This is a genomic window from Nioella sediminis (assembly GCF_001879695.1).
In the GTDB taxonomy this organism is placed as follows: domain Bacteria; phylum Pseudomonadota; class Alphaproteobacteria; order Rhodobacterales; family Rhodobacteraceae; genus Nioella; species Nioella sediminis.
In genome coordinates this window covers 1-23,804 of sequence record NZ_MNBL01000072.1, presented here as the reverse complement: position 1 = coordinate 23,804, position 23,804 = coordinate 1, and the positions used below count along the sequence as shown (strand labels likewise).

25 protein-coding genes are annotated in these 23,804 nt (G+C 64.4%); 3 read left to right on the top strand and 22 right to left on the bottom strand.

The window, feature by feature from the left end:
* Positions 1-69: 69 nt before the first annotated feature.
* The 20 genes from murB to BKY26_RS09985 all read right to left on the bottom strand — a co-directional run bounded on the left by murB (position 70) and on the right by BKY26_RS09985 (position 18,689).
* On the bottom strand, positions 70-1,008 hold the full coding sequence (murB, locus tag BKY26_RS10080) for a UDP-N-acetylmuramate dehydrogenase (RefSeq protein WP_071690266.1): 939 nt from the start codon (positions 1,006-1,008) through the stop codon (positions 70-72).
* A 45-nt stretch (positions 1,009-1,053) separates the two neighbouring features.
* Positions 1,054-1,296 carry a hypothetical protein gene (locus tag BKY26_RS10075; RefSeq protein ID WP_158514324.1) on the bottom strand — a complete coding sequence of 81 codons (243 nt, stop codon included), beginning with the start codon at positions 1,294-1,296 and terminating at the stop codon, positions 1,054-1,056.
* Positions 1,297-1,364: 68 nt separating this feature from the next.
* Positions 1,365-1,673: a hypothetical protein gene (locus BKY26_RS10070; RefSeq protein WP_071690264.1), complete on the bottom strand. Its 309-nt coding sequence runs from the start codon at positions 1,671-1,673 to the stop codon at positions 1,365-1,367.
* On the bottom strand, positions 1,673-1,984 hold the full coding sequence (locus tag BKY26_RS10065; protein ID WP_071690263.1) for a hypothetical protein: 312 nt from the start codon (positions 1,982-1,984) through the stop codon (positions 1,673-1,675). The genes BKY26_RS10070 and BKY26_RS10065 overlap by 1 nt, the downstream gene beginning before the upstream one ends.
* Positions 1,974-2,237, bottom strand: coding sequence for a DUF2484 family protein (locus BKY26_RS10060; RefSeq protein WP_071690262.1), 264 nt, complete (start codon positions 2,235-2,237; stop codon positions 1,974-1,976). Before BKY26_RS10060 ends, BKY26_RS10065 begins: the two co-directional genes overlap by 11 nt.
* On the bottom strand, positions 2,237-2,491 hold the full coding sequence (locus BKY26_RS10055) for a DUF2484 family protein (RefSeq protein WP_193600183.1): 255 nt from the start codon (positions 2,489-2,491) through the stop codon (positions 2,237-2,239). Before BKY26_RS10055 ends, BKY26_RS10060 begins: the two co-directional genes overlap by 1 nt.
* Positions 2,492-2,533: 42 nt before the next feature.
* On the bottom strand, positions 2,534-3,934 hold the full coding sequence (murC, locus tag BKY26_RS10050; RefSeq protein ID WP_071690261.1) for a UDP-N-acetylmuramate--L-alanine ligase: 1,401 nt from the start codon (positions 3,932-3,934) through the stop codon (positions 2,534-2,536).
* Positions 3,931-5,046: a UDP-N-acetylglucosamine--N-acetylmuramyl-(pentapeptide) pyrophosphoryl-undecaprenol N-acetylglucosamine transferase gene (locus tag BKY26_RS10045; protein WP_071690260.1), complete on the bottom strand. Its 1,116-nt coding sequence runs from the start codon at positions 5,044-5,046 to the stop codon at positions 3,931-3,933. The genes murC and BKY26_RS10045 overlap by 4 nt, the downstream gene beginning before the upstream one ends.
* Before the next feature lie 4 nt (positions 5,047-5,050).
* A complete protein-coding gene (gene ftsW / locus BKY26_RS10040) occupies positions 5,051-6,217 on the bottom strand; it encodes a putative lipid II flippase FtsW (protein WP_071690259.1) in 1,167 nt (388 codons plus the stop codon).
* 193 nt (positions 6,218-6,410) lie between these two features.
* Positions 6,411-7,136 (bottom strand): NYN domain-containing protein, encoded by a 726-nt coding sequence (locus BKY26_RS10035; protein WP_071690258.1) that lies wholly within the window; start codon positions 7,134-7,136, stop codon positions 6,411-6,413.
* A 390-nt stretch (positions 7,137-7,526) separates the two neighbouring features.
* A complete protein-coding gene (gene murD / locus BKY26_RS10030) occupies positions 7,527-8,927 on the bottom strand; it encodes a UDP-N-acetylmuramoyl-L-alanine--D-glutamate ligase (RefSeq protein WP_071690257.1) in 1,401 nt (466 codons plus the stop codon).
* On the bottom strand, positions 8,924-9,331 hold the full coding sequence (locus tag BKY26_RS10025) for an ACT domain-containing protein (RefSeq protein WP_071690256.1): 408 nt from the start codon (positions 9,329-9,331) through the stop codon (positions 8,924-8,926). The genes murD and BKY26_RS10025 overlap by 4 nt, the downstream gene beginning before the upstream one ends.
* Complete coding sequence (gene mraY, locus BKY26_RS10020) at positions 9,331-10,416, bottom strand: phospho-N-acetylmuramoyl-pentapeptide-transferase (RefSeq protein ID WP_071690255.1); 1,086 nt, start codon at positions 10,414-10,416, stop codon at positions 9,331-9,333. Before mraY ends, BKY26_RS10025 begins: the two co-directional genes overlap by 1 nt.
* A complete protein-coding gene (locus tag BKY26_RS10015) occupies positions 10,417-11,838 on the bottom strand; it encodes a UDP-N-acetylmuramoyl-tripeptide--D-alanyl-D-alanine ligase (RefSeq protein WP_071690254.1) in 1,422 nt (473 codons plus the stop codon).
* Positions 11,835-13,319, bottom strand: a complete 1,485-nt coding sequence (locus BKY26_RS10010) for a UDP-N-acetylmuramoyl-L-alanyl-D-glutamate--2,6-diaminopimelate ligase (protein ID WP_071690253.1) — start codon at positions 13,317-13,319, stop codon at positions 11,835-11,837. The genes BKY26_RS10015 and BKY26_RS10010 overlap by 4 nt, the downstream gene beginning before the upstream one ends.
* Positions 13,320-13,362: 43 nt before the next feature.
* The gene (locus tag BKY26_RS10005; protein ID WP_071690252.1) at positions 13,363-15,162 is read right to left on the bottom strand and encodes a peptidoglycan D,D-transpeptidase FtsI family protein; all 1,800 of its coding nucleotides are present in this window, start codon (positions 15,160-15,162) and stop codon (positions 13,363-13,365) included.
* Positions 15,159-15,518, bottom strand: a complete 360-nt coding sequence (gene ftsL, locus BKY26_RS10000; RefSeq protein WP_071690251.1) for a cell division protein FtsL — start codon at positions 15,516-15,518, stop codon at positions 15,159-15,161. Before ftsL ends, BKY26_RS10005 begins: the two co-directional genes overlap by 4 nt.
* A gap of 3 nt (positions 15,519-15,521) precedes the next feature.
* Positions 15,522-16,535, bottom strand: coding sequence for a 16S rRNA (cytosine(1402)-N(4))-methyltransferase RsmH (gene rsmH / locus BKY26_RS09995; protein WP_071690250.1), 1,014 nt, complete (start codon positions 16,533-16,535; stop codon positions 15,522-15,524).
* Entirely contained in the window at positions 16,532-17,044 is a 513-nt protein-coding gene (locus BKY26_RS09990) for a division/cell wall cluster transcriptional repressor MraZ (protein WP_071690249.1), read from the bottom strand. The genes rsmH and BKY26_RS09990 overlap by 4 nt, the downstream gene beginning before the upstream one ends.
* Before the next feature lie 559 nt (positions 17,045-17,603).
* Positions 17,604-18,689: an Mrp/NBP35 family ATP-binding protein gene (locus BKY26_RS09985; protein WP_071690248.1), complete on the bottom strand. Its 1,086-nt coding sequence runs from the start codon at positions 18,687-18,689 to the stop codon at positions 17,604-17,606.
* A gap of 311 nt (positions 18,690-19,000) precedes the next feature.
* Between BKY26_RS09985 and BKY26_RS09980 the strand changes: the two genes are divergently transcribed.
* Positions 19,001-19,222: a DUF1127 domain-containing protein gene (locus tag BKY26_RS09980; protein WP_071690247.1), complete on the top strand. Its 222-nt coding sequence runs from the start codon at positions 19,001-19,003 to the stop codon at positions 19,220-19,222.
* Between the two features lie 549 nt (positions 19,223-19,771).
* On the opposite strand, the gene BKY26_RS09975 is transcribed toward BKY26_RS09980, so the two are convergent.
* The gene (locus BKY26_RS09975; protein WP_071690246.1) at positions 19,772-20,224 is read right to left on the bottom strand and encodes an Lrp/AsnC family transcriptional regulator; all 453 of its coding nucleotides are present in this window, start codon (positions 20,222-20,224) and stop codon (positions 19,772-19,774) included.
* 73 nt (positions 20,225-20,297) lie between these two features.
* On the opposite strand from BKY26_RS09975, the gene BKY26_RS09970 reads away from it, so the two are divergent.
* On the top strand, positions 20,298-20,894 hold the full coding sequence (locus BKY26_RS09970; protein WP_071690245.1) for a LysE family translocator: 597 nt from the start codon (positions 20,298-20,300) through the stop codon (positions 20,892-20,894).
* 104 nt (positions 20,895-20,998) lie between these two features.
* A complete protein-coding gene (locus BKY26_RS09965; protein WP_071690244.1) occupies positions 20,999-21,220 on the top strand; it encodes a hypothetical protein in 222 nt (73 codons plus the stop codon).
* A gap of 49 nt (positions 21,221-21,269) precedes the next feature.
* Here BKY26_RS09965 and BKY26_RS09960 read toward each other — a convergent pair whose 3' ends face one another.
* Positions 21,270-23,681, bottom strand: coding sequence for an ATP-dependent helicase (locus BKY26_RS09960; protein ID WP_071690243.1), 2,412 nt, complete (start codon positions 23,679-23,681; stop codon positions 21,270-21,272).
* Positions 23,682-23,804 lie beyond the last annotated feature (123 nt).

Genomic DNA, 23,804 nt, shown 5'->3' with positions numbered 1-23,804 from the left:
ACTATCCGCCACCTGTGCCTCATTCATGCCGCGGGCTTATCTGCCCGTCTGGCTTATCGTTTTCGCCGGTTACTCCGGCTTGTCACCGCACGCCGGTTCGCCGACGCGCATGATTTCCCATACTAGCTCTATTCCGCTGTTTTGGAAAACCCTTTTTCGAACCTCCTCGCCAAGGGACTCGAGGTCATCCGCCGTCGCGCCCCCGGTATTGAGCAGAAAGTTGCTGTGTTTTTCCGACATCTGCGCGCCTCCCCGCCGGGCCCCGCGCATGCCGGCATCGTCGATCACCTTCCAGGCCTTCAGGTCATGGACGTCATCGGCGCGACCCGTGCTGGAAAACCCCGCCGGGTTGCGAAAGGTGCTGCCGGCGCTGCGCTCTTTCGTGGGCTGCGTCGCGTCGCGTTTGGCCAGTTGGTCGGCCATACGGGCCTCCAACGCCTCGGGATCGCCGGGATCCGCGCGGAAGGTGACCGAAGTGATGACCGCGCCCTCGGGCAGATCGGTCTGGCGGTACTGGAAATGAATGTCGTCGCGGGTCAGCGTCACGCGACTGCCATCGCGCAAGACCGCCTCGGCTGACAGGAAATGATCGGCCACATAGCTGCCATAGCAGCCCGCATTCATCCGCAGCGCGCCGCCGATGCTGCCCGGAATGGTCCGCAGGAAGGTCAGGTCCATCCCCGCCGCCGCCGCCTTGCGCGCCACATGCGCGTCAAGTGCCGCCGCGCCTGCCGTCACCGTGCCCTGCCCCGTCTCTATCCCGTTGAAGCCACGCCCCAACCGGATCACCACCGCCCGCAAGCCCCCGTCCCGCACGATCAGGTTCGAGCCCACCCCCATGGGAAAGACCGGAACCGCCGGGTCCAGTGCGGCGAGGAAATCGCTCAAGTCGTCGATATCCGCAGGCTGGAACAGCCAGTCCGCAGGCCCGCCGACGCGCAGCCAGGTCAGATCGGAAAGCGGGCGGTCGGGCGTCAGGCGGCCCCGGGGCGTCGGCATCTGTGTCATGTTCGCTTGGCTACTGCCGCCTTGGCACAGGCGCAAGCCCCGGCGTCATCCCTTCGCTTCGCCACGGCGGCGAAACCAGCCGATCGCCCCGCCGATCAGCACGCCCAGAATGGCAGGCGCCGCCATCAGGATCGCGACAATCGCATAGCCCATCCCGTCGAACCCCGTGCTCTGACGGCCCTGGATGATCGCCCAGGCCATGATCGCCACCCCGAGCAGCGCCAGAACCGGCACTAGCCAGCCCTTGCGGTGCCGCATCGCGGCGGTGCCGATGATCAGGGGGATCACGAAACAAACAATCGGGACGACATAGACCATGCCCCACCCTGCCCCGGTCGCGGCAAGCTGTCCAGCCTTTAGCCCCGATCCAGCCCGGACCGGCGCCCCCTCGCAGCGGCCCCCATCTTGCCCCCGACAATCGCCGCCACCAGCGTCGGCAATACGAAGGCCACGGCAAGATAGAACTCCGCCACACCGTCAAACCCGGTGCCTTCGCGCCAGCCCGCCCAGATCTGCACTACGGGCCACATCAGCATCGCAAAGATCAGCACCAAAGCCAGCCAGACCCCGCGCAACAGCGCCCGGCTGAGGTAACGTCCGATGACCCAGGACAGCGCGAAGCCGAGCACGAGACAGACCGCCACCATTCCGATCAGCGGCCACATCACTTCGTATCCTCATCCCGGCGCACCCGCGACGCACGCCACAGGCCGATCCCGCCAAAAACGATTGCCCCCGCCATGCCCGGCATCAGAACAAACATGCTGAAGGCGAAATAGCCCAGGTGGTTGAACCCCTCGCGCGGAATGCCGATGGCCTCCAGCACGTCGCTGCTCAGCAGGCCTAGCGCGGGCAGGCCCAAAAGCAGGCAAAAGCTGAACAGCCAGCCCCCGCCCGCATAGCGCCCAAGGACAAACCCGATGCCAGAGCCCACAACCAGCCCCGTACCGATGGCGATCAGCGCCTCAGGATTCATGCGCACTCCGCTGCAACAGGCGGCGGCGCAGCCAGCGCCCCGCGTAGAACACCGGCCAGCGCAGGACCGACACGCCAGCGGCCAGCAGGGCCAAGCCCCACCAAGGCCCCATCTGCATGGTCGCATATCCCAGCAAGGGAATGCCCGTGGCGATCAGAACGATGGCCGCGGGCCAGTGAAAGCGGCTCGGGGTCAGGCCCAACAGGCAGGCCGTAAGCCCCCAAAGGCTCGCCAAAGTCAGGGAAAACGGCATCACGTGCCTCCTTCTCTCAGACGTCCCCACAAATGTCGTCCCAAGAACCACAGCGGACGGCGAAACATCGACACCAGCCCCGCCAGCGCCAGAAGTACCACCCAAAACGAATGCTGAATGCCGATAAAGACGAGCAGAGGGACCGCGAGAACCAGCAGCGTCAGGCCCGGCACATACTGCATCCGCATCGGCAAAAACGCGACAATGGCCGCCGCCACGACCCAGACACAGGCCAGCGTGAGCGAGATCGTCATGTCAGTCCCTCCTCTTCTTGCCAGCCGAACCGACCGGGACGACTAACCCTTCAACCGCGCGGGCAGCCCGTGGGCCCAAGCGCTGATCGTCCCGGCCCCAAGGCACACGACCATATCCCCCGGACGGGCCTGTTCCCGGACCAGCCGTTCCAGATCATCCTCGTTCAATATGGCGCGGGCGTGGCGGTGGCCGTGGGCGACGAGGCCCGCGACCAGGCCATCTCGCGTCGCGCCTTCAATGGGGTCCTCGCCCGCCGCGTAGACCTCGGCGATGGCGACCACGTCGGCCTCGTTGAAGCAGGTGCAAAAGTCCTCGAACAGCGAATGCAAGCGGCTGTAGCGGTGCGGCTGATGGACTGCGATGACCCGGCCCTCGGTGGCCTGACGGGCGGCTTTCAGCACGGCGGCGATTTCCACCGGATGGTGGCCGTAATCGTCGATGATGGTGATCCCATTCACCTCGCCCACCTTGGTAAAGCGGCGGTTGACGCCCTTGAAATTGGCCAGTGCGGCGCGGATTTCAGCGGATTTCATACCCAGATGGCGGGCCACGGCCACGGCGGCCAGCGCGTTGGAGACATTGTGATCGCCGGGCATCGGCAGGGTGCAGCCCTCGATCACCTGCTCCTCATTGCCGAGCCGAATGTCGAAATGCGCAACGCCCGCCTTGTAGGTCAGGTTCACCGCCCGCACATCGGCCTGCGCGTTGAAGCCATAGGTGACCACACGCCGGTCGGTGATCTTGCCCACGAGGCTTTGCACCTCGGGGTGATCGGTGCAGCAGACAACCAGCCCATAGAAGGGAATGTTCGACGCGAAATCGAGGAAGCCCTGCCGCAGCCGGTCGAAATCGCCCCAGTGTTCCATATGCTCGGGGTCGATATTGGTGATGATGGCGATGGTCGCGGGCAGACGGTTAAAGCTGCCATCTGACTCGTCGGCCTCCACAACCATCCAGTCGCCCTGCCCCACCCGCGCGTTCGAGCCATAGGCGTGGATGATGCCGCCATTGATCACCGTGGGATCGACGCCGCCTGCATCCAGCAGCGTCGCCACCATGGTCGTGGTGGTGGTTTTCCCGTGCGTCCCCGCCACGGCGATGTTCGAGCGCAGGCGCATCAGCTCCGCCAGCATCTCGGCCCGGCGGACAACCGGCAGGCCCTGTAAACGCGCGGCATCAAGCTCCGGGTTGCCGGGTTTGATGGCCGACGAGATCACCACCACCTCGGCATTGTCCAGATTCTCGGCCTTCTGGCCGATGAAGATGCGCGCGCCCAAGGATTCCAGCCGCTCGGTGATCTTGGAGGGCTTCAGGTCCGATCCCTGCACCGCATAGCCATGGTTCAGCAGCACCTCGGCAATCCCCGACATGCCGATGCCGCCAATGCCGACGAAATGGATCGCGCCCAGTTGGGTGGGCAGTTTGGTGGCGGCGGCGTTCATGCAGTGTCCTTTTCGGTGGCGTCTTCCCCGGCCAGTTCCTCGACAAGCCCGACCAGCAGTTCGGTGGCATTGGGCATCCCGACCGACAGCGCGGCCTGAGACATCATCAGCGCGGCATCGGGTTGGCTGAGCACGGTTGCGATGGCCTCGGCCAGCGCCTCGGGGGTGAATTTGCTTTCAGGGATGCGGATCGCGGCGCCTGCATCGACCAACCCTTGCGCATTGGCGGTCTGGTGGTCGGCGGTGGCGGCGGCGTAAGGCACAAGGATCGAAGGCCGTCCGATGACCGAGATATCGGCGACCGAAGACGCGCCCGACCGGCTGATCACCAACTGCGCCTCGGACAAGCGGCGGGGGATATCCCGGAAGAAGGGTTCGACCTCGCAGCCCACGCCGGTCTCGTAATAAGCGGCGATGACCCGGTCCTGATCCTCGGGGCGCGCCTGTTGGGCAACGCGCACATATTGGCGGATCTCCTCGGGCAGCAGCGCCACGGCGGCGGGAACAACATCGGACAGAATGCGCGCGCCCTGGCTGCCACCGATGACCAGCAGGCTCATCGGATAGTCCCCCGGCGTGATATAGGCCGCGCCCGCCCGCTCCAGCACCGCCCCGCGCACCGGGTTGCCGGTATGGATGCCCTCGATACCCGCAGGCAAAGCCGTCGGCCACGTCCCGCAAGCCACCGCATCGACGCGCTTGGCAAAGAGCTTGTTGACCCGCCCCAGAACCCCGTTCTGTTCATGAATCATCCGGGGCCTGCGCGTGATCCAGGCCGCCGCCAGCGCCGGGATGGTCGGATAGCCGCCAAAGCCCACCACCACGGCGGGCTTGTCACGCATCATGCCAAGCGTGGCCGACACGATCCCGCCCAGAATGCGGAACGGCACCACCAGCTTGGCCAGCACGCCCCCGCGCGCGAAGGTGGCCGACGCCACCTGCCGCACCTCGACCATATGAGGAAAGCCACCCGCATAACGCGCCCCGCGCGCATCCGTCGACAGCCGCACCCGCCAGCCCTTGCGGATCATCACCTCGGCCAGCGCCTGCGCGGGGAACATATGCCCGCCCGTTCCGCCTGCCGCGATGATCAAGAGGGGGCCGTTTGACATGAACTCACCTGTGCCGGTTCAGAAGGATATCGCCGATCTCGCCCTGTGGACGCGACCGGGTGAAAGACAGAAGCATCCCCACGGCGATCCCCGTCGCAATCAGCGACGAGCCGCCATAGGACACGAAAGGCAGCGTCATCCCCTTGGCAGGCAGCAGCCGAACCGCCACCCCCATATTGATGATCGACTGCAGCGCAAAGAGCGACGCAATCCCCGCACCGGCCAGCCGGGTAAACGGGTCGCGCTCCTTCATCAACCGGAAAAACGCCCGCATCGCCACGGTGGCAAAAAGCGCGATGATCAACAGGACCAGGACCAGCCCGTATTCCTCTGCCGCCACCGCGATGATGAAATCCGTATGGGCGTCAGGCAGCGTCCACTTGACCGATCCCTCGCCCAAACCCGTGCCGAAGATGCCCCCCTCGCGGATGGCATTGGCTGCATAGGCCAGCTGCGTGTTGGGGTCGACCTCGGGCGACAGGAACCCATCGATCCGCCGCGCCACATGCTGGGACGCGGAATAGGCAAAGACCCCGCCCGCGCAGACAAGTATCGCCACCAGCCCAAGCACCCATATCGGCGCACCGGCCACGAAATAGATCACCGCCCAGGCAAAGAGGATCAGCGCCCCCTGCCCGTAATCGGGCTGCATCACCAGGAACCCCACGATGATCAGCATCACAAAAAGCGACAGCGTCTTGCCCGGCGGCCCCGCGATCTGCTGGCTGGCGGCGATCATCCAGGCGGTGAAGATCACGAAGACGGGCTTGAGAAATTCCGAGGGCTGCAAGCTGGCAAAGCCGAGCGAATACCACCGTGTCGCGCCTTGCCCGAAATCGGTGCCGAACACCGGCAGCAGCGCCAGCGCCGCGAAGGCCGCGAAAAACCCCATGACCCCAAGCCGGCGCACCATGATGGGAGACATCATCGAGGTCAGGATCATCGCGACGAAGGCCATGCCGCCGAAAAACGCCTGTTTGTAGACGTAATAGAAAGGCTCATGCCCGTTGCGCTCGGCCAGCGGCGGCGAGGCGGCAAATCCCAGAAGCAACCCGATCAGGAACAGGGTCAGAATACAGGCCAGCGTAACCCGATCCACGGTCCGCCACCACCGCGGCAGAATCGCTTCGCCAGATTGCACGAGCACCGTGCCATGCGCCATTTCCGTCATTGAGTACCGCCCGATACTGCCTCTGAATGCCCGGTTTTCCGGGTCTGATCGGCAGTCTAGCGCGAAAATCCCTGTGCGGCTAGGGAAATGGCGATGACCACGCGGTTCAGCGCAAAGACCCGCGCTTACGGCCGACCGCGCATCCTCTGACCCGACAGGCCACCACGGGATAACAGACAGCCCCCGCGCGCGGCTACTCCGCCGCGATTTTGGCCGCTTGATCGGTTCGTACCGAAACAGTCAGCCCCCGCGCGCCCTGCGCCAGCTCAAAAAGACCGTGACGCTTCTCCAGATATTCCTTCCACGTCCTGTCCGGATGCTCACGGATGTGAACGCGGTGGCGGGCGCCCATCAGCATGCCAATCTCGCTGGTTGTCAGCCCGCCGGACTGACCGAATTCAAGGATCAGCTGCGTGATGGCGGCAGGCCATTTCCTGACCGCAAGCGGCGCGTCCGTGTGTGCCGGATCGGGTTCGGCAGGTAGGCCAGCAGAGGGTGCGTCCTCATCCCTGCGCGCAGCGCTCTTCTGGCTGAGCGACACAAACCGGCTGCAACTGGCCTTGAAGCGCAGCCCGGCCCGTTCCTGCCCGATGCCCATCACCGTCATCCCGCGTTCGCGCAGCCGCTCGGCCAGATGCCGGAAATCCCCGTCAGAGCTTGCGATGACCACCGCGTCACAGGCCCCGCTCAACGCCCGTTCCATGGCATCGACCGTCAACAACAGGTCGGCCGCATTCTTGCCGATACCCGAATGGACCAGCCGGAAACCCGGCGTGTCATCCCACCCCTTTAGCAGCCCCGCATCGCCATAGACGCGAAAGAAATCGACTTCACCCAACTCCTGCGCCCCATGAAAGATCCTCAGCGCGAAATTGGCCGAGATATTCTCTCCATCGACGAAAACGGACACGCGACTCATCTGGCTTCTCCCGGCACTTGTGACGCGCTCAGGCTGCTCTGACAGTTTGACGAAAATGGGACGGATCGGGGATTTCCCGGCCCCACCCGTTACAACCGGGCACGCGCCTCTCTCCCCCCCCTTGCCCGGCCTCTTTCATCTTGGCCCCAAATACCTCCGCCGGAGGCATCCCTCCCTCGCAACCAGACCCGCCGCCAGACCCTATGCGCCTCCGTCGCCACAGCTCCGTGGCAACGCGGACCGCCGAGGCCTCCCGCGCAAGCGGGGGGTTGAGAAGGGCCGCTCCCCGGTCGACGCCGGCAGGCGGCGAAACCGCCCTTTTGTCTGCACGGGCGGTGTACGGGGGGTGTACAGGGGGTGTACGGGGGGCACCCCCCCATTATTCGGGCCTCAGCCCGCCAGCTTCGCCACCTGCCGGGCGAAGTCCTCGCCGCGCTGTTCGAAATTGTCATACTGGTCGAAACTGGCCGCTGCCGGGGCCAGCAACACCACCTCGCCCGGCTCCGCCTCGACCGCCGCGCGGGCCACGGCCAATTCCATGGTGGTGCAGGTTTCCGCTTCCGTATCAGTCAGTTGCAGGGCGAATTTCTCCGCTTCCCGGCCGATCACATAGGCTTTCACCACCGATCCCAAAGCCGGTCTCAACGCCTCCAGCCCGCCGTCCTTCTCCAACCCGCCGCAGATCCAGCGGATGCGCGGGAACGCCGCCAGCGCCTTGGCCGCGGCATCCACATTCGTGGCCTTGGAATCATTGACGAATTTCACCCCGTTCCGCTCCGCAATCAGTTGCGACCGATGCGGCAAGCCCTTGAAACTGTGAAAGGATTTCTCGACGATCCGGGGCGCCACCCCAAGCGCCCGAACCGCCGCATAGGCGCAGCAGGCATTCTGATGATTATGCGCCCCCGGCAGCCCAGAAACCTGCCGCAAATCAATCGACCCCACCTGCCGCCCCTTGCGCCATTCGGCCAGGAAGCCCTTGCGGGCAAAGACATTCCAGCCCGGCCCGCTCAGCTTGCGCGACGCAGACACCCGAATGAGCCGCCCGTCGCCATTGCCCTCGCTCATCTGCCCCGCCAGAAACGCGCCCTCTGGCTCATCGACGCCAATCACCGCACGATCCGGCCCGCCCTCCGCAAAGAGCCGCCGCTTGGCGGCGAAATAGCCACCCATGCCGCCATGCCGATCCAGGTGATCGGGGGAAAGGTTCGTGAAAACAGCCACATCCGGCGTCAAAGCGCGGGCCAGCTCGGTCTGGTAGCTCGACAGCTCCAGCACGATCACCTCGCCATCCACCGGCGGATCAATGTCCAGAACCCCGCGCCCGATATTGCCCGCAAGCTGCACCGGCGTGCCGTTTTCCTCAAGGATATGGGCAATGAGCGCCGACGTCGTCGATTTCCCGTTCGACCCCGTCACCGCGATGACGCGGGGCGGCGTGTCCATCTCCTCCCATCCCGATGCGGCGAGCGACCGGAAGAAGAGCCCGATATCGTTATCGACGGGAATCCCGGCCTCGTAAGCCGCCGCAATCACCTTATGGGGTGCGGGGTAGAGATGCGGGATACCCGGGCTGGTGACCAGCATGGCGCAGCCCTCCAGCGCGCCGGGGCGGGTCAGGTCGGCAACCGCGAAGCCCTCGGCCTCGGCCGCCTCGCGCCCCTTCGCGCCATCATCCCAGGCCAGCACCTCGGCCCCACCCGCGCGCAAGGCCCGCGCGGCGGACAGGCCGGATCGCCCCAGCCCCAGAACCGCGATCTTCTGTCCCTCGACACCCAGAACCGGGATCATTCCGCACCCTCCGCATCCGCCAGTGCCTTCAGTATTGCCAGCGCGCGGGGGGCGTCTGCAAGCGGCACGAAAGCGTGGTCATGATGGAAGGCCGCGACCATGTTGCAGGCGATGCCCGCATCGGCAAGCGCCGTCGCCACGGCGGCAGTCAGCCCCACGCCATCCAATGCGGAATGAACGGTCAGGGTGATGCGCGCCATGGGCAGGTCACCGGAAAGCCCGAATGCTTCCGCGTCCTCTTCCGACAGGATCAGCGACAGTCCCTCATCTTCTTGAAACATGGCCAGAGGCGAGGCCCGCGCAGCAATTTCAGGATCAGCAACGAGACAGAAATGCCAGGAGGACGGATCGAGCACCGGCGCCATGCCCCGGATCATTGCGCCCTTGTCCCGAACCGGGTCCATCAGCGCAGTTTCAGCGTTGCAAGGCCAATCAGCGCCAGGATCAGCGAGATGATCCAGAAGCGAATTACGATCTGCGGCTCGGCCCATCCGCGCTTTTCGAAATGGTGGTGAATGGGTGCCATCAGGAACACCCGCTTGCCGGTGCGCTTGAAGTAGAGCACCTGGATGATGACCGACAAAGCCTCGGCCACGAACAGCCCGCCAACGATGGCCAGCACGATCTCGTGCTTTGTGCAGACCGCAATCGCGCCAAGCGCGCCGCCAAGCGCCAAAGACCCGGTATCGCCCATGAAGACGGCGGCGGGCGGCGCGTTGTACCACAGGAAGCCAAGCCCGCCACCGATGAGGCCGGCGGTGAAAATCAGCAGCTCGCCAGTGCCCGGTACGTAGTGGACATCGAGGTATTCGGTGAAGTCGACCCGCCCCACGGCATAGGCGATGACACCCAAAGTGGCTGCCGCGATCATCACCGGCATGATGGCCAGTCCGTCCAGACCATCGGTCAGGTTCACCGCATTGGCGGAGCCCACGATCACGATCATGCTGAAGGGGATGAAGACATATCCCATGTTCAGCAGCAGTTCCTTGAAGACCGGGAAGGCCAGTTGTCCCGACAGCTCCGCCGGGTGCACATACATCGCCACCCCGCCCGCAATCGCGGCAATCACCAGACCCAGACCGAAGCGCATCTTGCCCGACACGCCAGCCGTCGAATTGCGGCTGACCTTGGCGTAGTCGTCAACGAACCCGATGGCCCCGAAGGCGACCGTCACCAACAGCACCAGCCAGACATAGGGGTTATCGAGCCGCGCCCATAGCAGCGTTGACAGGGTCAGCGCGGCCAGGATCAGCAAGCCCCCCATGGTCGGCGTGCCCGCCTTGGTTTCCAAATGGCTTTCGGGCCCGTCCTCTCGGATCGGCTGGCCGTTCTGGTATTTCTTGCGCAGGAGGTTGATCAGCGGCCGCCCAAAGACGAAGCCGAAGACCAGTGCCGTAAAGAAGGCCCCGCCTGCCCGGAAAGTGATATACCGAAACAGGTTAAAAAAGTCGCCGCCATCCGACAGCTCGTTCAGCCAATACAGCATCTAGCGGGGGTCCTCTTTGCTTTGACGGGCCGCTTGGCCCAATTTTCGCAAGCCGTCAACCGCCAGCGAGAGTTTCGAGCCCTTGGAGCTCTTGATCAGCACGATATCGCCGGGCCAGAGCAGACCGGGCAGAAGCCGGGCCATCTCCTCGGCGGTTTCCGTATGGGGTCCGCGTTTCGCGGCCGGCAGGGCCGCGTCGAGATGGGCCATCAGTGGGCCGGAGGTGCAGACAAGGTCGATATTGTCCAGCGCAGTCAGCTTAGCCAGACCGGCATGCAGGTCAGGGCCGGTCGGCCCCAGTTCCAGCATGTCGCCAAGGACCGCGATGCGCCGTCCCCTGCCCTGCGGTGTGGCTGCGGCAAGGACCTCAAGGCTTGCGGCCATGGACGTGGGCGAGGCGTTGAAGGCGTCGTCAATCAGCTCCACCGCCTGTTCGTCGGTGTCATTGATCACGATCCGTTCGCGCCGCCCGCGCCCATCTACCGGCTGCCAGGACCCGAGCGCCAGCATGGCCCGCGTCACGTCGCGATCCAGCGCATCGACCACAGCGAGCACCATCAGCGCGTTCTGCGCCAGATGCCGCCCCGGCGCGTCAAGCTTGAAGAGCAGGTCGGTGCCGTGCAGGTCGGCTTTCACCACGGTCGCGCTATCGGTCAGGGTGACCTCAACCAGCCTTGCGTCACCGGTTTCGCCCACGGCGATGACCCGCGCGCCCATGTCGTCCGCCTTCGCGTGCAGGATGGGCGTGGTGTCGAGATCGGCGTTGATCACGGCGATGCCGCCCGGCTCCAGCCCCTCGAAGATCGCGGCCTTTTCATGGGCGATCCCCTCGACGGACTCGAAGGCTTCCAGATGGACGGCGGCCACCGTTGTGATCACCCCCACATGCGGCCGCGCCATGCGCGAGAGCGGCGCGATTTCTCCGGGGTGGTTCATGCCGATCTCGATCACGGCGAACTCGGTATCAGCGGGCATGCGCGCCAGCGTCAGGGGCACGCCCCAATGGTTATTGTAGCTGGCCTCGGCGGCGTGGGTCTTGCCGAGCGCCGACAGGCCTGTGCGCAGCATTTCCTTCGTGGTGGTCTTGCCGACCGATCCGGTCACGGCGACGACCTTGGCATCGGTTCGGGCACGGGCGGCGGTGCCGAGCGCCTCCAGCGCCGCCAGAACATCCGGCACGATCAGAAGCGGCGCATTATCGGGCACACCTTCCGGCACGTGGCTGACCAGCGCCGCGCCTGCCCCCTTCTCCAACGCCTGCGCCACGAAGTCATGGCCATCGCGGGCGGCCTTCAGCGCGACGAACAAATCGCCGGGCTGGATCGTGCGCGTGTCGATGGAAACGCCGGTGACGGACCAGTTCCCGCGCGCCTTGCCCCCCGTCGCGGCAGCTGCGTCAGCAGCAGTCCAGAGCGCGGTCATATCCGGCCCTCCAGCGCGGCCACGGCAACGGAGGCTTGTTCAACGTCGTCAAAGGGATAGACCACGTCGCCCACCTGCTGTCCGGTCTCGTGCCCCTTGCCCGCAATGAGCAGCGCATCACCGGGCCCGAGCGCATCCACGGCACGCAGGATCGCCTCGGCCCGGTCGCCCACATTGGTGGCCTCGGGACAGCCCGCCATCACCTCGGCCCGGATCGCGGCGGGGTCTTCGCTGCGGGGGTTGTCGTCGGTCACGATCAGCACATCGGCATGTTCCGCCGCCGCCTTGCCCATCAGGGGCCGTTTCCCCCGGTCGCGGTCGCCGCCCGCGCCAAATACGATCACCAGCCGCCCCATCACATGCGGGCGCAGCGCCTTCAAAGCGGTCTCGATACTGTCGGGGGTGTGGGAATAATCCACATAGACCGGCGCGCCGTTTTCGCGGGTCGCGGCCAGTTGCATCCGGCCCCGGACCCCCTGCACCTGCTGAAGCGCGGCAAAGACCTCTGCCGGTTCCTCGCCCGCGCCGATGACCAGCCCCGCCGCCGTCAGCACATTCATTGCCTGAAACGCGCCGATGAGGTCGAGCCGCACCTGATAGCTGCTGCCCTGCCAGCGGAAGAGCACATCCTGCCCGGTCTCATCCATGCGCCGCCCGGTGATCTTCAGCCGCGCGTCCTCTGCATATTGCCCGACGGTGATCACCTCGATCTCGCGCCTCTCGCAGATATCGGCCAGAAGCGCGCCCTTGGAGTCGTCGAGATTGATGACGGCGGTGGATTCCTCGGGCAGAAGTTCCGTGAAGAGCCGCGCCTTGGCGTCGAAATAGGCCTCCATCGTGCCGTGATAATCCAGGTGATCCTGGGTGAAGTTGGTGAATGCCGCGGCGGCAAGATGCACCGCCTCCATCCGCCGCTGGTCGAGCCCGTGGGACGAGGCCTCCATCGAGCAATGCGAAATCCCCGCTGCCGCCATATCTGCAAGCAGCCGGTGCAGGGTCAGCGGGTCGGGGGTGGTGTGGATGCCGGGGGCGGAAAACGCGCCCTCGACGCCGGTGGTGCCGATATTGGCGGCGTCATGGCCAAGCGCGGCCCAGATCTGCCGGGTGAAGCTCGCCACGCTTGTCTTGCCGTTGGTGCCGGTCACCGCAACCATGGTCTCGGGCTGCGCCCCGAACCAGAGCGCACAGGCATTGGCGAAAGCGGCCTTGGGGTCTTCGACCACGACCAGGGCCGCTGTTGAACCTGCAAGTTCCGCCGCTGCGATCTCGGCCCCCGCCCGGTCGGTCAGGATCGCCCCGGCCCGCTGACGCAGGGCATACTGAATGAACTCTCCGCCATGAACCCGAGTGCCGGGCAAGGCTGCGAACAAATGGCCGGGTTTCACATCGCGGCTATCCAGCGACACACCGGTCACATGGGCGTCTCCGCCGCGCGTCGCGGTCAGCCCTAGCGCCGAAAGCGGTTTCGTGTCGGACGCCATCTGCCCCCCAATATCTGCGGGGTCCACGCCCGCGAGTCACATGTTATTGTGATGCGCTGGATAGACTATAGGCAAGCTCGGGATCAACGGTCTGCGGACGCAGGCCCAAAAGCGGCGCAACCCTGCGGATGACCTCTGCTGCGACGGGCACGGCCGTCCATCCAGCGGTGCGGCGGGTTTCGCCCAGAACCGAGATGGAGGGTTCATCCAGCGTGACCACCAGAACATATTGCGGATCGTTCGACGGGAAGACCGAGGCAAAGGTGGCAATCACCCGGTCTTCGTAATAGCCGCCATTGGGGTTGGGCTTGTCCGCCGATCCGGTCTTGCCGCCGACCTCGTAGCCCGCGATTTCGGCAAGGTTGGCGGTGCCCTCTTCCTCCGCCACCACGGCGCGCAGCATTTCGCGCAACGCCATCGAGGTTTCCTCGGAAATCACCCTTTCACCCAGTTGCGGTTCCGCCTGCCGTTGCAAGGTCGGGCGCACCAGGGTGCCGCCATTGACCATCGTGGCATAGGCCGCCGCAAGATGCAGCTGCGTCGCGGAAATGCCGTGGCCGTAGGAGATCGTCATCGTCGAGAGCTGCCCCCAGTTCGACGGGTAAAGGGGGCGTCCCTGCCGCGACTCGATCATCTCGAAGTCGAGCGCTTCCAGAAGGCCAAGCCGCCCGAGAAACTGCTGCTGTCGCTCTGCCCCGATCATCTGCGCCAGCCGCGCGGTGCCGATATTGGAGGATTGCACCAGAACATCGCGCACCGACATGCGCGGGCCATAGTCATGGAAGTCGTTGATCGAAAAGCCCGCCATCCGCAGCGGGCCTTGCGTGTCGATCATGGTCTGCGGGGTGACCAGCTCTTCCTCCAACGCTTGCGCGACGGTAAAAAGCTTGTAGGTGGACCCCAGTTCGTACACGCCCTGCACAGCCCGGTTATAGAGCGGGCTTTGCGACGGGTCCCCTTCCAGCAGGGGCCTTGGCCGGGCATTCGGGTCGAAATCGGGCAGGCTCGCCAGTGAAATCACTTCACCGGTATGGGCATCCATAAGAACGGCAGACGCGCCTTGCGCGTTCATGATCGTCATGCCGCCGGCCAGAACCTCCTCGACCGCCGCCTGAATAGTCAGGTCCAGCGACAGTTCCAGCGCCTCCCCGTTACGGGCCGGATCGCGCAATTCTTCGTCGAAATGCGCTTCGACACCGGCCACGCCGATGATCTCGGCGGCATTGACGGCCTGTTCGCCGAACCGCGCCCCGCCAAGCACATGGGACGCCACGGCCCCGTTGGGATATAGCCGCATCTCGCGCGGGCCGAACAGCAGACCGGGTTCGCCCAGATCATGAACAAGCTGTTGTTGTTCCGGCGAGATCGAGCCCCTGATCCACATGAAGCGCGACCCGGAGGAAAAGCGGCGCAAGAGCGTCTCCTCGTCCAGATCGTCAAAGATCGCGGCGAGCCCGGCGGCGGCGGCCTCCGGATCGATCAGCTCGTGTGGATGCACGTAGAGCGCGTTGGTCACGAGGTTGGTGGCCAGCACCCGCCCCTGACGGTCGACGATATCGGCACGGGTCGAGATGATCGAACTGCCCGAGGTGGCGCTGCGTGGCTCTGCCGGTTCGGACGAGGCCAGCGCCGTCATCTTCACCCCCACGGCGGTGAAGGCCGCGAAGAAGCAGATTGCCAGCACCAGAAGGCGGCTTTCGGCGCGCTGGCGCAGGCGGTCGCGCTGCTGCTCGTGCCTCAGGCGCAGGTTTTCACGCTCGATGGCGTCGGGGTTCTCGCCTTTCTGGCGGGCCTCCAGAATGCGGGCCAGAGGGCGCAGGGCAATGCGGCGGGGGTCGGTCATGGCGTATCCTCCCCTTCCGAGGCGCTGAAGAGGATGTCTTCGACCTCCGCCTCCAGCGGTTCGGGTGTCTCTGGCCGCCAGATCACCTCATCCATCACCGCGAACTGGTCAGGGGTCATGGGCAGAAGGTTCAGCCGTTCGAAATTCAGGTCCACCAGCTCTCGCAGCCGGTCGGGGCGGTTCAGATAGGCCCATTCGGCGCGCAGAACGCCAAGCCGTTCGCGTTCCACGACGATGGCCCGTTGCAGACGCTCCACCTCGCGCAGGGCCTGCTGCGTCTGGATATTCTGGTGATAGGCCCAGTATCCGAGCGCGACCACGGCGACAGCGGCAAGGAAGGTGAGGAAACCACGCATGACCTAGAGGATCTCCGACAGACGGGGCAGGCCCATGATGTCACCATCAGGGGCGGCTGCGGGGGCAGATGTGCGTCGCGCAACCCGCAGCTTGGCGGATCGGGCGCGGGGATTGCGGGCAATTTCCGCAGCATCGGGCGCGATCGCCCGGCGCGGGGTCAGGGTGAAGCCGGGGTCTCGGGCGGCCGCCTCTGGCGCGTAACGCGAGCCGCCGCCGCCGAAGCTGGCGCGGTCCTGAAGGAAGCGCTTGGCGATGCGGTCTTCCAGCGAGTGGAAGGTCACGACAGCCAGTTGCCCACCCGGCGCAAGGGCGCGTTCGGCGGCCATCAGACCATCGGCCAGCTGTCCGAATTCATCATTCACCGCGATGCGGATCGCCTGAAAGCTGCGGGTTGCCGGGTGGCTTTGCCCCGGCTTGGCACGCGGCAGGCATTTTTCAACTATGCCAGCCAGTTGCAGGGTGGAGTTGATACGGCTCTCCACCCGCGCCTTGACAATCGCCTTGGCGATCCGGCGCGCGGCGCGTTCCTCGCCGTAGTGGTAGAGGATATCGGCCAGGGCCGCTTCCGGAGCGTCGTTCACGAGGTCTTCCGCCGACGGCCCCGCCTGCCCCATGCGCATGTCCAAAGGCCCGTCGCGCATGAAGGAAAAGCCGCGCTCCGCGAGGTCGAGCTGCATCGAGGAGACGCCCAGATCGAGCACCACGCCATCAAGCTGCGGAAACCCGGCCTTGGCCGCATGGGCATCCAGCTCGGAAAACGTGCCTTCCACAAGAATCAGCCGGTCGCCATACTCTGCCGCCCAAGGGGCCGCCATCTGGAAGGCCAGCGGATCGCGGTCCACGCCGATCACCCGGTCGGCCCCCGCCGCCAGCAGCCCACGGGAATACCCGCCCGCGCCGAAAGTGCCATCAAGCCAGACGCCAGTGACGGGCGCGACCGCATTCAGGATCGCATCGAGAAGCACGGGGATATGGGGCTCGGCTGCCGGTGAGTCGGATGCCGCGCCGCCGGTCATTCCGGATCACCCGCGGACTGGCCCACAAGGCTGAGCGGATCGAAGAAATCGCCCTGTCCGAGCGAGGCCAGAAGGGCCTCGATATTGTCCTCGGCGTCCTTGCCGGCCTCGGGGTTGAGAATGTGGAACTGGTCGCCCTTGCCCTGGAACAAGGCTTCGGCCCCAAGGTCGATCTTGTCACGCGCGGCGGGCGGCAGGACGAGGCGGCCGGTGTCATCCACCGTCGTCGCCTCGCATTTGGCGTAGTAGAAATGCTCCAGCACCGCGCGCAGCGGCGTGCCGCGCTGCACGGATTTGATCATCGCGTCGATCTCGTCAAACGCGTCGCCGGAGAGGCATTCGAGGTAATTCTTCTTGGGGTCGCCATAGGCGATGTAGAGGCGCGGGGCGCCGCCGGGGGTGTATTCGCTGTCGGAATTCTGAAGCACGCGACGGAACTTGACCGGGATCGACACCCGGCCCTTTCCGTCTACCTTGTTCAGGCTTTCGCCCTGAAACCTGCGCTCCACTGTCCCCGTCCTTACCTGTCCCTCGTTCATGTCCCCGAAAGGACAACGGCGGATCGAGCAAGCTGCCACTGCTCAATCCGCCGCCCTCGTCCCATTTCTGGGGTGTCCGACTACGCGCGCATTACCTGGGGGGGGATGTCTGCTCTGCCCGCGCGCCGGATCTCTCTATGTCAGCGAATGAGATTGCCTGTATGAAACTGCCGTTTTTTGTTTTCCGGTCCTTGGTCTTGCGCCTTGGTCCCGGTGATCTCGTTTGCTGTGTGATTGTTGTCTCATGGAACGTTTTCCCAATCAATCCCTTTTTGTGGGAAAATTCCCCATATCTTGCCGAGAGCCATCCCAAAACACAGCATCTTGGGGGTGAAATCACCGTGATTTGCGCAGATGGAGTGGGGCCGGAAGGGCAAACCACAAGATATGGCTGTGTTTCTTGCGCCACACGGCATGGGATTTTTTTCCAGTTTTCCACGAAAAACCCCCGGTCGCGGGGCGATCCGGGGGCAATTCCCATGATTTTCCAGCTTCGGTAGCGGCTCATTCCGCGCCCGAACCGGCCCCGTCAGGCCAGCCCGCCCTCGACGAGTCGGGTGGCAAGGCTGGCATAGGCCTCCGCCATCGGCCCCTCACCCGCCGCAATCGGGGTGCCGCCATCGCCCGCCAGCCGGGTTTCCAGCGATATCGGCAGCTCCCCAAGGAAGGGTACGCCCATCCGATCCGCCTCGGACCGCACGCCGCCATGGCCAAAGATATGTTCCTCGTGCCCGCAATTGGGGCAATGGAACACCGACATGTTCTCGATCAGCCCCAGAATCGGGGTTTTGAGCGTCTGGAACATGTTGATCGCCTTCTTGGCATCCAGCAGCGCCACATCCTGCGGGGTCGAGACGACAATCGCGCCCGTCACCTCGGATTTCTGGCACAGGGTCATGGCCACGTCGCCGGTGCCGGGCGGCAGATCGACAATCAGAACGTCCAGATCGCCCCATTCCACCTGGGTTAGCATCTGCTGCAACGCCCCCATCAGCATCGGCCCGCGCCAGACAACCGCCTGATCCTCTGGCAGCATGAAACCGAGCGACATGAGCGTGACGCCGTGATTGTGCAGCGGCAGGATGGTCTTTCCATCGGGCGAGGCGGGGCGTTTGTTGACCCCCATCATGCGCGGCTGCGAGGGGCCGTAGATATCGGCGTCGAGCAGCCCCACCTTGCGCCCCTGACGCGCCAGCGCAACGGCGAGGTTGGAGGACACGGTGGACTTTCCCACACCGCCCTTGCCCGAGCCCACGGCGATGATGCTTTTCACCGTGGCGGGTTTCATGGACCCCTGCTGCGGCTTGGGATGGCCGCCGATCTTCAGGCTCGGCGGCTCCCCCTGCCCCGGCGCGGGCTTGTCGGACGGGCCATGTGCGGTCAGGGCGACTGTCGCGCTCTCCACCCCCGGCAGGCCCTTGACCAGGGCCTCTGCCGCATCGCGCACCGGAGACAGACGGCGCGCGTCTTCCGGCGACGGAGCCTCGATTACGAAAGCGACCTTGCCGCCGGTGATCTGCAACGCCCGGACCATATCGCGGCTGACGAGCGTACCACCATCGGGCAACGACAGCTTGTCCAGTGCGGCGAGGATCGTTTCGCGAGTCTGGCTCATATCTGGCCCTTTCCTGTTGCTGCGCGTGTCTTGTCGAACAGATAGGACGCTTTGCCGATCCATGCACCCCCCCTAAAAGATTCAGTCAGCATATAGTTTTAGGCAGGGTTGACCCAAGGTAAGCCTGCAATTTGAGCAGCTTACGTCCACGTTATGCACTTTCTGCATGGCAGCATTGATGAACTCGGGGATTGTGCAGACGCAGCATTGCGATATTTTTTGATCATCGAAACAAACACGGGCCGACACGGATCGCCGCCAGAACGAAGCGACGCTGACCGCCGGACCAACCGACCGAAGGATCAAGGCATATGGCCTACGCAACCCAAACCCATACCGGCTCGCTCTCGCTGCTGGACCGTTTCGCAGAAATCCGCGAGCAAGCCGCAGAAGCATACGCCGCATGGCGCATCTATCGCAACACGCTGACCGAACTGCGCGAGCTGAGCGACCGCGACCTGAACGACCTGGGTATTTCCCGAGCCTCCATCCGCGCCATCGCGCATGAGGCGGCCTACGGTCAGATCGACTGACCGACACGACATTGAACACTGCCGGTTTCCTCCTCCCTTTAACCGGCAGCCCTGCGGCGGCGCCTCTCCTCCTCCCTGGCGCCGCCGCCGAAAGACAAGGCCCTTCGCGGGCAGACAGGATACGGAACCTCTCCTCCTCCCTTGAGGGTTCGTAGACTGGCGGTGGCACCTCCTCCTCCCTTGGTGTCATCGCCCGAAATACCGCCCCTCGCGGGCACCAGTTACGGACCGTCCTCCTCCCTTAGGTCCGTAGATTGGCGGCGGCACCTCTCATCCTCCCCGGTGTCGCCGCCCGATATTCCGCCCCCGACGGGGCAACGCATACGGGTCCGACTCCTCCCCCAGGGCCCGGTATGACGCGGCGGCGCCTCTCCTCCTCCCTGGCGCCGCCGCCTCACAAAATACGGGCCGGGCGGATCTCCTCCCTTACCAATCGGCCCCACAATTCGGCGTTCCTCCTCCTCCCTTTAAGGACGCTGAGATCTGGCGGTGACACCCCTCCTCCTCCCTGGGTGTCACCGCCTTTTTCTTTTTAGTGCTGTCGGATGGTCAGGCGCGGTCGTCCTTGGGCGAGGCCATGACCACATGGGTCGTGATCGTCGCCACCTGCGGGATGTCACCCAGAACATCGGTGTGAAAGCGCTTGTAGGCCACAAGGTCCGCCGCCTCGACGCGCAGCAGGTATTCCACGTTGCCGGTGATGTTGTGGCACTCGCGCACTTCCGGGCTTCGGGAAATGGCGCGTTCGAATGCCTCCTGCGCGCGCTTGGAATGCTCGCCCAATCCAACGGTCAGATAGGCGGTGAAGCCCACGCCCATCTTCACCGGATCGAGCACCGCGCGATAGCCGGTTATGATGCCCGCTGCTTCCAAAGCCTGCACCCGCCGCAGGCAGGCCGAGGGCGACAGGGCCACGCGGGCGGCCAGTTCCAGATTGCTGATCCGCCCGTCGCGGGACAGTTCCTGCAATATCTGGCGGTCTTTGGCATCTATCTTCGTCATTCCTTGCGCATCTTGCGTCTGAAGGCGTCACTTTGCAATTACATTTCGCGCGGGACCGCCTAACGTCAGCGCCATGACACAAGACCTGATCCTCGCCCTCATGGGCTATGCGCTTGCGACCTCGATCACCCCGGGGCCGAATAACCTGATGCTGATGGCCTCGGGCGCGAATTTCGGCCTGCGCCGCACCCTGCCCCATATGGCGGGTGTCAGCCTGGGCCACGGGTTCATGACCTTCATCCTGGGCCTGGGGTTGGTTCAGGTGTTCGAGAGCTTCCCCACGGTGCGGATCGTGCTGATGGTGCTGTGCTCAGCCTATCTGCTGTGGCTGGCGTGGAAGATCGCCAATGCCGCGCCCCCGAAAGAGGGAGGAGAGGTCGGTACGCCCCTGACCTTCCTTCAGGCCGCCGCGTTTCAATGGGTGAACCCGAAGGCGATCTTCATGTCGATCACCGCACAGACGAATTACGCGCCCGAAGGTGTGGGCTGGACAGGTGCGCTGATGGTGGCGGCAATCTTCGCCTGCATCAACCTGCCCTCGGTCGGGATCTGGGCCTGGATGGGGGTGCAGGTGAAACGCTTCCTCGGCACCGGTGCGCGGCTGCGCGCGTTCAATATCGTGATGGCGCTGCTGCTGGTGGCGTCGCTGGTGCCGATCTTGATCGGCTGACCGGCTCCGCTTGACATCGACCATGCAGGCCCGAACAGTAGCCAGAGTGTCATGAACCGGAGGGTAACTTGAAAGGGACGGTATCACGCAGCATCTGCGATAGGATGGGATACGCCTACAAGGTAGATACGGGCAAGGGATATATCGATGGTTCGGATGGCCAAACCTACTGGTTTTCCGAGGCCGATATGATCTTTCTCCGTACATCTCCTGAGTTGCTACAGGGAAAATCCGTGACCTTTTCGCCGGACTACAGCCAAGCCAGACAGTCATTCACTGTAAAACCGGACTTGATTGGGCGGGCACGAAATCTCAAGATCGGCTAGAAGCCTGTGCCGCAATTCCCTGATGGTTATGATACTGTGGGCCTAACGCTCAGAACGGCACGTCATCCGCCTGATCGGCGGCCACCAGAAACCGGCCTACCACCCGTTTGATCCCGGCCTTGTCGAAGGCGATTTCCAGCTTGTCGCCTTCCACGCCCTCGACCCGGCCATAGCCGAATTTCTGGTGAAAGACCCGCTCGCCGATGGTGAAGGCGGAGTCTGCCGACGCGTCAATGGTGAAGTTGCGCGATTCGCGGGGCTGGCTGGTGCCGCGCGCGCCGGTATTGGCATGGAGCCGCTTCCAGCCGGGGGAGTTGTAGACATCGGCCCGCACGGCGCGTTCCTCCAGCCCCGAGCGGCCATAATCCTGCGATCCGCTGCCCTGATGGCCGTAAAGCCCCGGCGGGGTCAGCACCTCCACATGTTCTTCCGGCAATTCGTCGATGAAACGGGAGGGCAGTTGGCTTTGCCATTGCCCATAAACGCGCCGGTTGCCCGCGAAGGAAATGGTGCAAATCTCCTCGGCCCGCGTGATCCCCACATAGGCCAGCCGCCGTTCCTCTTCGAGGCCCTTCAACCCCTCCTCATCCATTGCGCGCTGAGACGGAAACAGCCCATCCTCCCACCCTGGCAGGAAGACGGCGGGAAATTCCAGCCCCTTCGCGGCGTGAAGCGTCATCAGAGTGACCTTTTCCTCGGTCTCGTCGCTTTCGTTGTCCATGATGAGGCTGACATGTTCAAGGAAGCCTTGCAGGTTCTCGAACCCTTCAAGCGCCTTGACCAGTTCCTTGAGGTTTTCCAGCCGTCCGGGTGCCTCGGGTGTCTTGTCGTTCTGCCACATCTCGGTGTAGCCGGACTCCTCCAGGATCATCTCGGCCAGTTCGACATGGTTCAGGGTGCCTTGCGGGACATCATCTTCTATAAGATCGTCCACAGGACCCACAGCCCGCATCGGCCCCATCATCAGCCCGCGCCAGCGCTCGATCCCCTCGACAAATCGCTGCAATTCCTTGGCGCCTTTGCCGGTCAGCCCCTTCGCAGCCAGCAAAATCCTGGCCCCCTCCAACAGCGAGACGCCGTTCGAGCGCGCCGCCATCTGGATTTTCTGCTGCGCCTTGTCGCCAAGGCCGCGCTTGGGGGTGTTGACGACCCGTTCAAAGGCCAGATCGTCCTCGGGGCTCACCACCAGCCGGAAATAGGCCATGGCATCGCGGATCTCCATCCGCTCGTAGAAGCGGGGGCCGCCGATGACGCGGTAGGGCAGGCCGATGGTCAGGAAGCGGTCCTCGAAGGCGCGCATCTGGTGCGAGGCACGCACGAGGATTGCCATGTTGTTGGCACTTATCGGGGCCATGCCGCGGGTGCCCCTTTGCATCGCCTCGATTTCCTCGCCGACCCACCTTGCCTCCTCGTCGCCGTCCCAATGGCCGATCAGGCGGACCTTCTCGCCCTCCTCCGCCTCGGTCCAGAGCTCCTTGCCAAGCCGCCCCTTGTTGCCCGCAATCACGCCAGAGGCGGCGGCGAGGATATGCGGCGTCGACCGGTAATTCTGCTCCAGCCGGATCACCTTGGCACCGGGGAAATCCTTGTCGAATTTCAGGATGTTCCCCACTTCTGCCCCGCGCCAGCCATAGATCGACTGGTCGTCATCGCCCACGCAGCAGATATTCTTGTGCGCCTGCGCCAGAAGCCGCAGCCACAGATACTGGGCGACGTTGGTGTCCTGGTATTCGTCCACAAGGATGTAGCGGAACCAGCGTTGGTATTGCTGGAGGATATCGTCATGGGTCTGGAATATCGTGACCATGTGCAGAAGCAGGTCGCCAAAATCGCAGGCGTTGAGGGATTTCAGGCGTTGCTGGTAGGCGGCGTAAAGCTCCACGCCCCGGTTGTTGAAGGCCGCCGCCTCACCTGCTGGCACCTTTTCGGGCGTCCAGGCGCGGTTCTTCCACTTGTCGATGACCGCGGCCAGCGCGCGGGCGGGCCAGCGTTTCTCGTCGATATTCTCGGCGATGATCAGCTGCTTCATCAGCCGGACCTGATCGTCCGTGTCGAGAATCGTGAAATTCGACTTCAGCCCCACCAGTTCCGCGTGGCGGCGCAGAAGCTTGACGCAGATCGCGTGGAACGTGCCAAGCCAGGGCATCCCCTCGGCGGGCTGGCCAAGCAGGTTGCCCACGCGGGTCTTCATTTCCCGCGCAGCCTTGTTGGTGAAGGTGACGGCAAGGATCTCGTTCGGGCGCGCCTTGCCGGTCGACAGAAGATGCGCGATGCGGGCCGTGAGCGCGCGGGTCTTGCCCGTCCCGGCCCCCGCCAGCATCAGGACCGGACCGTCGAGCGTTTCCACCGCCTCGCGCTGCGGCGGGTTGAGCCCGTCGAGATAAGGCTGAGGCCGCGCCGCCATGGCGCGTTGCGAAAGGGAGGCGGCCGCGAAGGCCTCTTCATCGTCGAAAATATCCATGCGCGAAAGCCTAGACCAAGCCTTGGACGAGTTAAAGTATTGTTCACGGTCCGTTCGCAAGAGTTTTCTGGCAGGTCTTGCGCCGATTGGCATCGTCGCGGCGCGGGCGCGCTCTTCACCCGC